The 11,215-nt window shown below is 64.6% G+C and carries 9 protein-coding genes; 1 reads left to right on the top strand and 8 read right to left on the bottom strand.

All coding sequences use genetic code 11. The features are described 5' to 3' along the window. From MOV74_RS19235 to MOV74_RS19215, 5 genes are all read right to left on the bottom strand, one after another. Positions 1–1,470, bottom strand: a 1,470-nt coding sequence (locus MOV74_RS19235) for a hydantoinase/oxoprolinase family protein (RefSeq protein WP_246925652.1), incomplete at its 3' end; no start/stop codon positions are given. Positions 1,471–1,610: 140 nt separating this feature from the next. Beyond that, complete coding sequence (locus MOV74_RS19230) at positions 1,611–2,432, bottom strand: NAD-dependent protein deacetylase (RefSeq protein ID WP_246925649.1); 822 nt, start codon at positions 2,430–2,432, stop codon at positions 1,611–1,613. A 76-nt stretch (positions 2,433–2,508) separates the two neighbouring features. After that, positions 2,509–4,308, bottom strand: a complete 1,800-nt coding sequence (locus MOV74_RS19225) for a cation:proton antiporter (protein WP_246925646.1) — start codon at positions 4,306–4,308, stop codon at positions 2,509–2,511. Positions 4,309–4,424: 116 nt separating this feature from the next. Beyond that, positions 4,425–5,261, bottom strand: a complete 837-nt coding sequence (locus tag MOV74_RS19220) for an SDR family oxidoreductase (protein ID WP_246925643.1) — start codon at positions 5,259–5,261, stop codon at positions 4,425–4,427. 73 nt (positions 5,262–5,334) lie between these two features. Beyond that, positions 5,335–6,654 (bottom strand): solute carrier family 23 protein, encoded by a 1,320-nt coding sequence (locus MOV74_RS19215; protein ID WP_246925640.1) that lies wholly within the window; start codon positions 6,652–6,654, stop codon positions 5,335–5,337. Between the two features lie 141 nt (positions 6,655–6,795). On the opposite strand from MOV74_RS19215, the gene MOV74_RS19210 reads away from it, so the two are divergent. Next, a complete protein-coding gene (locus MOV74_RS19210) occupies positions 6,796–8,130 on the top strand; it encodes a dicarboxylate/amino acid:cation symporter (protein ID WP_246925639.1) in 1,335 nt (444 codons plus the stop codon). Between the two features lie 187 nt (positions 8,131–8,317). On the opposite strand, the gene MOV74_RS19205 is transcribed toward MOV74_RS19210, so the two are convergent. The 3 genes from MOV74_RS19205 to MOV74_RS19195 form a co-directional block, all read right to left on the bottom strand. Then, positions 8,318–9,931 carry an ABC-F family ATP-binding cassette domain-containing protein gene (locus tag MOV74_RS19205; protein ID WP_246925638.1) on the bottom strand — a complete coding sequence of 538 codons (1,614 nt, stop codon included), beginning with the start codon at positions 9,929–9,931 and terminating at the stop codon, positions 8,318–8,320. Between the two features lie 168 nt (positions 9,932–10,099). Next, positions 10,100–10,447 (bottom strand): RidA family protein, encoded by a 348-nt coding sequence (locus MOV74_RS19200; RefSeq protein ID WP_246925637.1) that lies wholly within the window; start codon positions 10,445–10,447, stop codon positions 10,100–10,102. Between the two features lie 134 nt (positions 10,448–10,581). Then, the coding region (locus MOV74_RS19195) for an FAD-binding oxidoreductase (protein WP_246925636.1) at positions 10,582–11,215 on the bottom strand (634 nt) is incomplete at its 5' end.

Here is an 11,215-nt window from a genome sequence, read left to right as displayed (position 1 = left end):
GGCCGAGCCGACGCCGGCGTTCGACGGCACGATCACCCGGGAGACGCCGATCTTCTCGGCGACGCGCGCCGCATGCAGCGGCGCGGCACCACCGAAGGCGATCAACGTGTGCTGGCCGACAATCTCCCCACGCTCGACCGCATGGACGCGCGCCGCGCTCGCCATGTTCTCGCAGACGACTTCATGAACGGCATAGGCCGCGGTTTCCGCGGACAGGCCGAGCGGCTCGCCGACGTCGCGCAGCAGCGCCTGCTTCGACAGCTCCGGATCGAGCTTGATCGTTCCGGCCGCAAACGCATCGGGATCGATCATGCCGAGCGCAACGTCCGCATCCGTCACGGCCGGACGCTGGCCGCCGCGGCCGTAACAGGCGGGACCAGGCTCCGACGAGGCGCTCTCCGGGCCGACAGTGACGCGCTTCATCGCATCGACATGGGCGATCGAGCCGCCGCCGGCGCCAATCTCGACCATCTCGATCACGGGAATGCGCACCGGCAGACCGGAGCCCTTGAGAAAGCGCGCGGCGCGATCGACCTCGAACACGCGCGAGGTCTCGGGCTGATACTTCTCGATCAGGCAGATCTTCGCGGTGGTGCCGCCCATGTCGAAGGACAGCACCTTGCTTTCGCCAAGACGCGCGGCGATCTGCGCCGCGAAAATGGCGCCGCCGGCGGGGCCGGATTCGACGAGACGCACCGGAAAGCGCCGTGCCGTCTCGATCGAGGTGACGCCGCCGCCGGAGGTGACGAGGTAGATCGCGCCGCGGAACTGCTCGACCTGCAAGGCGTCGGCCATGCGGGCGAGATAGCCGTCGATCAGGGGTTGCACATAAGCGTTCGCGACCGCAGTCGATGTGCGCTCATATTCGCGGATCTCGGGACACACGGCAGAGGACACGGTCACGGAGATGCCAGGCATCTCCTCGGCCAGGATCGCGGCCGCGCGGCGCTCGTGCTCGGGATTGGCGTAGGAGTGCAGGAAGGCGATCGCGACGCTCTCGACGCCCAGCCCACGCAATCTCGGCGCGAGTGCGCGCACCGAAGTTTCGTCAAGCGGGAGGCGGACGACGCCGTGGGCGTCGACGCGCTCGGGCACGGTGAAACGCAGGCTGCGCGGCGCCAGCGACTTCGGCTTGTCGATGCCGAGATCATATTGATCGTAGCGGCTCTCGGTGCCGATATCGAGCACGTCGCGAAAGCCTTCGGTCGCAATGAGGGCCGTCCTGGCACCGCGGCGCTCGATGATCGCGTTGGTCGCGAGCGTCGTGCCGTGAATGAAGACGTCGATGTCGCTGATATGCGCGCGCGCGTCAGTGAGAATGAGGCGCATGCCGTCCAGCACCGCCTGTTCGGGCCGCTGTGGCGTCGTCAGCAGCTTGCGCGTCTTCCGTACCTCGCCCACGTCCAGCACGATGTCGGTGAACGTGCCACCGATATCAACGGCAAGCCGCACCTCGGCTCCCTCAAGCATTCCAAATTCTCCGTGCTGATCGTCAAGACTGGTTCAAAAACGCAGCAATTTCCATGCCATGGACGACGAGGACAACGCCGCGTCCGGCCATTCTGCTTGGCACCTATGCAATAGGCAAGGCGTGTTCGGCGCCGGCGCGATCAGAGCAGGAATGCAAGCGCCGCTTCGCAGCGCTCCTCGACCTTGAGCGTGAGGAGATCGTCGGCGCGGGTGCGGCCGAGATTGACCGCCGCAATCGGAATGTTGCGCTGCGCGGCGGCCTGCACGAAGCGGAATCCCGAATAGACCATCAGCGAGGAGCCGACGATGAGCATCGCGTCGGCCTGCGACAGATGGTCCTGCGCGGTAGCGACGATGTCGCGCGGGACGTTCTCGCCGAAGAACACGACGTCGGGCTTGAGGATGCCGCCGCACGCTTCGCAAGGAGGCACTTGGAAGGACCAAAAGTCTTCGTGCTCCAGATCGGCGTCGCCATCCGGTGCATCGGCGGCATCGAGCGCCAGCCACGCCGCATTCGCGCGACCCAGCGACTGCTGAAACTCATCGCGCGGCATCTTCGCCCCGCAGCCCATGCAGCGGACCAGGTCGAGCCGGCCATGCAGGTCGATCACCTGCCGGTGGCCGGCGGATTGATGCAGCCGATCGACGTTCTGGGTCAGCAGCATCCTGCACCGGCCGTTCGCCTCGAGCCGGGCGAGCGCGTGGTGCGCATCATTCGGCTTTGCCTGCCCGAACCGCCGCCAGCCGATCAGGCTGCGGGCCCAATAGCGCCGGCGCGTCTGCTCGTCCGACATGAAGGACTGAAAGTTGACCGGCTGGGTCCGCTTCCAATTGCCGTTTCCGTCGCGATAGTCGGGAATGCCTGAATTGGTGCTGCAGCCGGCGCCGGTCAGCACGAACAGCCGTTCGTGCCGGTCGACGAATTTTTCGAGCGCGGAGCTTGCCAGCGGAGCATTTGCCATGGCGCAGATGTAGTCTGCGCCGGGCGGTTTTGCCAGATCATTGCAGTCCGCGGCGTGCAGCAGCTCGGCTAGGCGGCTATCGCGGGGACCGGCGCCCCGCGAGATCCAGCGGACGAGCCTTGTCTTGTCCTGCAATGCGGGCGGCTTGCTGCAGCGTCAGCCGGAATTCGTCCCGCTTCTCGTGCACCGACGCGATCGCATGCCCGACCGCAACGCCGAGGCCGACCAATGCGGCTTCGGAAAGCTGCAGGCTCGCCTCGATGGTCTCCGGCACCGCATCGGTTGCGCCGATCGCATAGAGGTGGCGGGCATGATCGGCGTCCCGCGCACGTGAAACGATCAGCACATCCGGGCGCGCCGCGCGGACCCGCTCGACGACAGCATCGATCGCCGGCCGCGACTGGATGGTGATGATCACACCGGTCGTCTGCATCAGGCCGCAGGCTTCGAGGAAACCCGGTTCTGTCGCATCGCCAAAATAGACCTTGTGACCGTCGCGGCGGTCACGCGCCACGGCGACGGCCTCGTGATCGACCGCGATGTAGTTCAGGCCGTGGCTGGTCAGCAGCGAGCAGACGACCTTTCCGACGCGGCCGTAGCCGATCACGATGGCCTGCGCCCGGTCGCCGGGCGGCCGAACCGCGAGTTCGGGATCTGGCGTGCGCTCGCTGCGAAGCTTGGCGCCCAGCCGTCGTCCGAGCATGTTCAATAACGGTGTCAACGCCATCGTCACGGCCGTGATGGCGACGGCAAAGCTCGACACGCGTGGTTCGATCAGGCCGCCGGCCGCCGCCATTCCGATGCTGACGAAAGCGAATTCGCCGACGGGACCCAGCAGGAAGCCGCTCTCGATCGCCGCAGGCCACGAGAGCCTGAAAATGCGGCCCTGGACAATGAGCACGATCGTCTTGCCGGCGAGAAGGCCGACAACGGCGGCCAGCAGCCATCCAGGCTCGCGCATGAACACGCGGAAGTCGATGGCCATGCCGACAGTGAAGAAGAAGATGCCGAGCAGCAGGCCCTTGAACGGCTCGACGGTGGCCTCAATGGCCTTGCCATACTCCGTTTCCGCCAGCATCAGTCCCGCAACGAATGCTCCGAGCGCCATCGACAGGCCGGCCTGGTGCGCGGCAAGCCCCGCGCCGACAATGACGAACAAGGTCGCGGCGACGAACAACTCCGTCGAATGGGTGCCTGCAACCATCTGGAAGAGCGGACGCATCAGGAGCCGTCCGAGCAGAATGAGGACAGCGACCGCCAGCGCGGCTTTCAGGATCGCACTGGAGATGTGCGTCAGGACGGAGCCATCATTTCCCGCGCCGAGCACCGAGACGAAGACCAGAATGGGAACCACTGCTAGGTCCTGGGCCAGCAGAACCGAAAAGCTGGCGCGCCCGGTCGTGGTCGCAAGCCGCCTCTCGCTGGACAGGAGCTCGAGCACGATCGCCGTCGAGGACAGCGCAAGGCTGGCACCAAGGATGACGGCCGCGTCGGAGCTCTGCCCGGAGAGGAGCGCCGCACCGAAAATCATCGCGGACGTCATCAGCACCTGCAGGCCGCCAAGCCCGAACACCAGGCGTCGCATCGTGACGAGCCTTCGGAAAGACAGCTCGAGCCCGATCAGGAAGAGCAGGAACACGATACCGAGATTTGCGATCCCCTCGACGTTCTCTGCGTCCGCCACCGTGAACCAGTACAGGAGCGGGAGGTCCTTTACGAGCGAGCCAAGCCCGAGCGGACCCAGGATGGCGCCGGCACCGAGATAACCCAGCACGGGATTGATGCCCCAATGGCGGACAATCGGCACCACGACACCGGCAGTCCCGAGGACCACCAGCGCGTCACTGTAGGCATTGATGTTGATATTTGTGGTCACGAGCCCTTCATGTGTCGGCGCTTGCCAATAGCGGCAGCGTCGTCCACGGTCGATAGCACACGGCGACGCAGACCCCTACCCGGCCCGACCGCCATCCCCGCAGTCACAAACTGAAGTCAGCTCGCCCAATTCTCCCGGAATTCGGGAAACAAAGTCAGGCCTCCGCAGGCGTAGAGCGTCTGCCCGGTGATGTAGCTCGCATCATCCGAGGCGAGGAAGGCGAACACAGCGGCGATCTCTTCCGGCGTGCCGACGCGCCCCATCGGAATGTGGCTGGTGACAACGCCGCGCTTCTGGGGATCGCCGGTCCAGGCCGCGTTGATCGGCGTGTCGATCGCGCCCGGGCCGACCGCATTCACGCGGATATTACGGCCGGCGAACTCCAGCGCCAGCGTGCGGGTCAAATTGGCCATGCCGCCCTTGCTGATCGAATAAGCGAGATAGCCGGGCTTTGGAACGATCTGATGGACGCTGGAGCAGTTGATGATGCTGCCGCCTCCGCCGCGCGCGACGAAATGTGCGAGCGCCTTCTGCGCGCAGAGCACGGCGCCGTTGAGATTGACGTCGATGATGCGGCGATAGGTTTCGATGTCGAGCGCTTCACTGGGCGACTCCCGCTGGAAGCCGGCATTGTTGACGAGACAGTCGAGGCGCTTCCAGCGCGAAAGGATCGTCTCGAACATCGCCGCAACGTCCTGCTCATTGCCGACATCGGCCTTGGCCATGATGTGATCGAGCTTGCCATGGCCGCGATCGCCCGATGCCGTCCGCGCCAGCGCAAGCGTCTCCTCGGCCCCTTCAGGATGATCGAAATAATTGATGGCAACAGTCGCGCCTTCCTGGGCGAGCCGGACGGCGACGGCGCGGCCGATGCCTTGCGAGGCGCCGGTCACCAGCGCGTATTGGCCGACAAGGCGCGAGGGAAACGAAGTCGAGCGATCGGGTTGTGGCATGGGTTCTCTCCGGAATGCCTCATCATCGGCGGAAGGCGCTTTTTGTTCCATCTCCTCAGCGCATCGCTGGGATTCATTCGGCAGGTCTCGCCAGCGGCGAGGTCAGGATCTGATACAAGATGATGGCGCCAAAGGTTGCGGTGCCGATCCCGCCGATCGTGAATGCGCCGAATTTGAGCGTCAGGTCGCCCGCGCCCGCGGTCAACGCCACGGCGGCGGTGATCAGGTTTGCAGGATTTGCAAAGTCGACCTTATTCTCGACCCAGATCCGGCCCGCCATCGCCGCGATCAATCCGAACAGCACGATCGAGAGGCCGCCGATGACGGGTCCGGGAATCGACAGGATCAGCGCGCCGAATTTCGGCGAGAAGCCGAGCAGGATCGATACCATGGCCGCGAAGGCAAACAACAGGGTGGAATAGACTTTCGTCGCCGCCATGACGCCGATGTTCTCGGCATAGGTGGTGACGCCAGTGCCGCCGCCGCAGGCTGCGACGATGGTAGCTAGGCTGTCGGCGAACAGGGCGCGGCCGAGATAGGCATCGAGGCTCCGGCCCGTCATGGCGCCGACTGCCTTGATGTGACCGAGGTTCTCGGCGACGAGGATGACCGCAACCGGCGCGATCAGGAAGATTGCGTCGGCCTGGAATGTCGGCGTGGTGAAGCTCGGCAGCCCGAACCACGGCGCGGCCGAGAGTTGCGCGAAGTCGACCGGCTTGCCGAAGCCGAGACCGTTCGCAAACAGCAAATACAAAAGATATCCGCCGATTGCGCCAAGGATGATCGGCAGCCTGCGCCACAGGCCCGGCGCGGCCACGGCGACCACGCCGATGATCAGAACGGTCGCGAGCCCGATACCCGTGTCGAAGGTGCTGGCGCTCACCGCCTTGACCGCCACGGGCGCGAGGTTGAGACCGATCGCAGCGACCACAGCGCCGGTGACGGCCGGCGGCAGCAGTCTCTCGACCCAGCCGACCCCTGACCACATCACGATCAGCGCGATCGCGCCGTACAGCACCCCCGCGCCGACGATGCCGCCGAGGGCAACTGACAAATTCGGGTTCGGACCCTGCCCGGCGTAGCCGGTGGCGGCGATGACGACGGCGATGAACGCGAAGCTCGATCCGAGATAGCTCGGCACGCGCCCGGCGACGATGACGAAGAAGATCAGCGTGCCGATGCCGGAGAACAGGACCGCAACATTGGGATCGAACCCCATCAGCAGCGGCGCGATGATCGTAGATCCCGACATCGCAACGCAATGCTGGAGACCGGACACTGCGGTCTGGCCCCATGACAGCCGCTCCTCCGGCATGATCACGCCCGAGGTCTTGAGCTTCCAGCGCGGAAAATAGCCGTGCGTTTGCTGATCGGAGCCGATTGCAGTCGCCATGTTCCCCCCAATTGCGGTGCAGCGATTGATCTTCGTGCGATCCGACAAAAACGTGATTGTCACTTCTGCGGCGGCCATCACATGGTGCAGATCAAGCAGGATCCAAATCCTGCAAGATCAATGCGTTCCGGGACACACTCTATGACACAAGTCGCGATCCAGCCAGCCATCCAGCGCCGGCATCAGCCCTGGTACAAGATCCTCTACATTCAGGTCCTGATCGCGATCGTGCTCGGTGTACTTGTCGGCTATTCCTACCCTGATCTCGGCAAGGCGCTGAAGCCGCTCGGCGACGGCTTCATCGCGCTGATCAAGATGATGATCGCGCCGGTGATCTTCTGCACCGTGGTGCACGGCATCTCCTCGATGGGCGACCTCAAGCGTGTCGGCCGGGTCGGGCTGAAGTCGCTGATCTATTTCGAAACGGTCTCGACCGTTGCGCTCGCCGTCGGCCTGCTCGTCGGCGAGGTTCTCCAGCCCGGACACGGCTTCAACATCGATCCCGCCACGATCGATCCGAAATCGGTGGCCACCTACGTCACCAAGGCCAAGGAGGAAGGCATCGTCGCCCATCTGATGGCGATCATTCCCGACAGCTATCTGGGCGCGATCGCGCGGGGCGATCTGTTGCAGGTGCTGTTGATCTCGATCCTCTCGGGCTTCGCCATCGCCTTCCTTGGCAAGGCCGGGGAACCCATTGCGGACGCGATCGACAAGGCGGCGAAGATGTTCTTCGGCATCATCCGCATCATCGTGCGCGTGGCCCCGATCGGCGCTTTCGGCGCGATGGCGTTCACCGTCGGCGCCTACGGCCTCGGCTCGCTGCTCAACCTCGCGGCCCTGATCGGGACGTTCTATCTCACCAGCATGCTGTTCGTGCTGATCGTGCTCGGCGCGATCGCCCGGCTCGCCGGCTTCTCGATCCTGCGCTTCATCGCCTACATCAAGGACGAGCTGCTGATCGTGCTCGGCACCTCATCCTCCGAAACGGTTCTGCCGCAAATGATCCAGAAGATGGAGCATCTCGGCGCCTCGCGCTCGGTGGTCGGCCTCGTGATCCCGACCGGCTACAGCTTCAACCTCGATGGCACCAACATCTACATGACGCTGGCGACGCTGTTTTTGGCACAGGCGACCAATACGCATCTGACGATCTGGCAGGAGCTCGGCATCCTCGGCATTGCCATGATCACCTCGAAAGGTGCCTCGGGCGTCACCGGCGCCGGCTTCATCACGCTCGCCGCGACGCTCTCGATCGTGCCTGACATCCCGATCCAGTCGATCGCGATCCTGGTCGGCATCGACAAGTTCATGAGCGAATGCCGCGCTCTGACCAATCTGATCGGCAACGGCGTCGCCTGCGTCGTCATCAGCATTTCCGAAGGCGAGCTCGATCGCGACGCCCTGCACGAGACCATGGCCCATCCGCTGGAGATCGGCGAAGCGCTGGAGCCGGGTGGAAGCGCAGCCTCATAGACCCTCGCACAGGGAAGGCAAAGCCCGGTCCAACGCGGTAGTTTCCCGGAGTAGAAAATTGATGCGACACGCGTCACAACACTCGGGTTGGGATCACGGATTGATACTCATTTTTTCCACCCGACGCGCTGGGGGCAGGGCGTCGGGTTTTTGATAATCACTGCCATATCCGGACCGCCGGGCGGGATCAGATGATCCTGCCGTTGGAGTGCAGCGCCTTGGCGGCGACCTCGATCCGACGCCCAATCCCGATCGCCTGCAGGAACGCTTCGTCGTGGCTAACGACGAGCAGCGCGCCGTCATAGGCTCTCAAGCCAGCTTCAACGGCTTCGATGGACTCGATGTCGAGATGATTGGTCGGCTCGTCCAGGATCAGCAGGGACGGCGGCCTCGTCCCGCCCAGCACGCAGGCAAGGCCCGCACGAAACATTTGCCCGCCGCTCAGACTGCCGACGACCTGCAAGGCGGCATCGGCGCGAAACATGAACCGGGCCAGCGCGGCATGGCACGCATTTGCGCCCGCCGCTGGATTGAGACGGCCGAAATTTTCCAGGATCGAGAGCACGGGATCGAGCAGGCTGATTTTCTGGTCGAACAGCGCGAAGTCGGGCCTGACCCGGACCGTGCCCGAGAAGGGGCGCAACTCGCCGGCAATGAGTTTCAGCAGCGTCGTCTTGCCCGAGCCGTTGGGCCCGACTAACGCAACGCGCTCCGGACCGACGATCGTGAACGACAGATCACGCAAGACCGGCTGCTCCGGCCGATAGCCGGCGGTGACGCCGTCGAGCCAAGCCACCTCCCTGCCCGCGGGCAGACCGGTCGCGGGCAGTTTCACTGACAGCGGCTGAAGAACTTCGATGCGGCGACGTGCCGTGTCGGCAGCTTCCAGCGCTTCGGCGCGCCGCCGCTCGGCGATTTGCGCAAGCTTGCCGCCAGTATCCTCGCTGCGGTCCTTGCGCGCGCCGGCCAGGATGCGCGGCATGTCGCCTTTCGCCCGTTTCTTCTTCCCGCCGCTGTCCTTGCGATCTTTCCGCTCGGCGGTCGCCTGTGCCTTGCCATCGATCTCGCACAGGCGTCTCTCGGCATGCGCCAGATCGTGCCTGACGGCCGCGAGCTCGAGGGCCTTCTGCTCGCGGTAGCGGCTGAAATTGCCGCCGTATCGTGTTGCGCCCAGCGATGTCAGTTCGACGATCGTATCCATGGTTTCGAGCAGGTTCCGATCGTGGCTGACGACGATCGCGCCGCTGCGCCAGGCGGCGAGGAGATCGGTCACCGCCTTGCGTCCGTCTTGGTCGAGATTGTTGGTGGGCTCGTCCAGCAGCAGGAAGTCGGGCTCGGCGAAGACCAGTGCGGCGAGGCGCACCCGCGTGATCTGGCCGCCGGACAGGCGTGAGAGCTGCGTCTCAGGAGAGGGATCGAAGCCGAGGCGCGCCAGCGCGGTTTGAAGCCGCGCTTCGAGCGTCCAGTCGATTGTGGCGATGTCGTCGGCCGAGATCTCGCCCCGCTCCGCACGGCGCATCAGCCCCAGTGCCTGCCGCACATCGAACAGATCAGCCACCGTCGCATCCGGAGGCGGTTGAACGCCCTGGCGCAGCAGGCCGATGGTGCCGTTGATCAGAACACGTCCGGACTGGGGAACATGCTCCCCCAGAATTGACGCAAGCAGCGTCGTCTTCCCGACGCCGTTACGGCCGACGAGACCGGTGCGCTCGGCGGCGAATGTCAGATCGATGCTGGAAAGAAGAGAACGGCCGTCAGGCGTGGACAGCGACAGGTTCGACAGGATGATTGAAGCAGGCATGGGATTCCCCGTGAGCAAGGCGGATGTGCGCTGCGGTCGGGGTAAAATCCATGGCTGCGAAGTTCCTGATTGAGAGCCCTCTAACTAGTCCTGCAGAAGCGCAAGATCAAGCCACGGTTCGAGGGAACGACAGCGCGAGGAAAGCGCTGTCGTTCGATGAGCCTGCGATCAGCCCTTGAATGCGGTGACCACCACTTCGATCAGCGCGCTGCCGCCGAGATCGGCGACGCCAACCGTGGCGCGGGTCGGCAGATTGTCGCCGAAGAACTCGGTCCAAGCCGCGTCCATCTCCTTCTTCTTGGAGAGGTCCGTGACGAAGATCGAGGCGCTGACGACGCGCGACTTGTCGGTTCCCGCTTCCTTCAGGTAGCCGGCGATCTTGCCGAGGATGTTGCGGGTCTGGTCGCCCATCGAGACCGAGGTGTCGTCGGCGATGGTGCCGCCGAGGAAGACGAAGCCGTTGGCTTCGACGGCGCGGTGCATGATGGGCGTGCGGATGCTGCGGGTGATGCTCATGATGTCCTCTTGTTGTTAGAGCGTGATGGTATTCAGCAAGTCTGAATTGGCGAAGCCGATGAGCCCCCTCTCCCGCAAGCGGGAGAGGTCGAGCGAGTTCGGAGCAACAGATGGGATTCGACAACTTCTCATTCCTAGAGCGTGGAGGGATGGAAACGGTCGATGCCGAGATCGCTGACGCGGGTCTGAGTGCCGCCGTTGACTATCAGCTCGGCCATGACCGCACCGGCGCCGGGGCCGAGCTGGAAGCCGTGCAGCGAGAAGCCGAACTGATGATAGAGCCCCTTGTGGCGGCTGCTCGGACCGAACACGGGGATATCGTCCTTCATCTTCGCCTCGATCCCGGCCCAGGCGCGGACGATGGTGGCGCTGCGCATCACCGGGAACAGCTCGAACACGGTGCGGGCGCTGGTCGCGAGGCTCTTCCAGTCCAGCACCGTCTCATTGCGATCCTGGTACGGCGTTGCCAAATGGCCGCCGCCGATCAGCACGGTGCCGTTGGAGAATTGCTTGAAGGAGAGTTTGCGGCCGCGCAGGATCACGACGGGATCGATGAAGTGCGGCACGCGCGAGGTGATCATCAACATCGGCGCCACGGTTTCGACCGGCACGGGCTCGCCGAGCGCGGTTGCGATCTTGCCGGCCCAGGCGCCGGCGGCGTTGACGAGCACCGGCGCGGCATAGGTGTCCGAGCCGACGTCGACGTGCCAGAGACCGTCGCTATACCGGATGTTGCTGGCGGCCACGCCTTCGCGCACGGTGGCGCCG

Source organism: Bradyrhizobium sp. SHOUNA76 (assembly GCF_023006445.1).
Taxonomy (GTDB): domain Bacteria; phylum Pseudomonadota; class Alphaproteobacteria; order Rhizobiales; family Xanthobacteraceae; genus Bradyrhizobium.
This window is presented reverse-complemented; position numbering and strand designations above follow the sequence as displayed.

Coding starts and splice junctions, on each gene's coding strand:
- MOV74_RS19230 (WP_246925649.1), bottom strand. CDS start 2,432: ATGGCAAATGCTCCGCTGGCAAGCTCCGCGCTCGAAAAATTCGTCGAC.
- MOV74_RS19220 (WP_246925643.1), bottom strand. CDS start 5,261: ATGCCACAACCCGATCGCTCGACTTCGTTTCCCTCGCGCCTTGTCGGC.
- MOV74_RS19215 (WP_246925640.1), bottom strand. CDS start 6,654: ATGGCGACTGCAATCGGCTCCGATCAGCAAACGCACGGCTATTTTCCG.
- MOV74_RS19210 (WP_246925639.1), top strand. CDS start 6,796: ATGACACAAGTCGCGATCCAGCCAGCCATCCAGCGCCGGCATCAGCCC.
- MOV74_RS19205 (WP_246925638.1), bottom strand. CDS start 9,931: ATGCCTGCTTCAATCATCCTGTCGAACCTGTCGCTGTCCACGCCTGAC.
- MOV74_RS19200 (WP_246925637.1), bottom strand. CDS start 10,447: ATGAGCATCACCCGCAGCATCCGCACGCCCATCATGCACCGCGCCGTC.